A 591-nucleotide genomic window follows, 5' to 3' on the forward strand; every position below is an offset into this window, starting at 1 on the left:
ATCCGGGACATCACCAATTACAGGATAACATCACCTGACTGTGCGGGTGATGCCTCCCTCCCAGATGCGCTGAGTAACTTCTACGCCCATTTTGAAGTGGAAAATGACGTGGCGGCGAGGAAATCCACCACTCCTGCAAATGACAGGTGCTGTGTCTCACCATGGCCGATGTGAGAAAAACCCTGTGCAGGGTCAACCCACGGAAGGCTGCTGGACCAGACAACATCCCTGGTAGAGTGCTCAGAGGATGTGCAGACCAGCTAGCAGAGGTTCTCACTGACATCTTCAACATCTCCCTGAGCAGTGCCACCATTCCAACGTGCTTCAAGGCCGCCACCATCGTCCCCGTGCCGAAGAAGTCTTCAGTGTCCTGCCTAAATGACTACCGTCCCTTTGCACTTACATCCATCATCATGAAGTGTTTCGAGATGCTCGTCATGAGGCATATCAAGACCCTGCTGCCCCCCTCACTGGACCCCCTGCAGTACCGTCCCAACCACTCAACAGATGACACCATTGCCACCACCCTTCACCTGGCCCTAACTCACCTGGACATAAAAGACACATACGTTCGGATGCTGTTCGTAGACT

1 protein-coding gene is annotated in these 591 nt (G+C 53.6%); it reads left to right on the forward strand.

Going from position 1 to position 591, the window contains the following annotated elements:
- Positions 1–161 precede the first annotated feature (161 nt).
- Positions 162–591: RNA-dependent RNA polymerase family protein (locus CUC53_RS19405; protein ID WP_236757981.1), on the forward strand; the 430-nt coding region annotated here is incomplete at its 3' end.

The organism is Aeromonas cavernicola, from assembly GCF_002795305.1.
In the GTDB taxonomy this organism is placed as follows: Bacteria; Pseudomonadota; Gammaproteobacteria; order Enterobacterales; family Aeromonadaceae; genus Aeromonas; species Aeromonas cavernicola.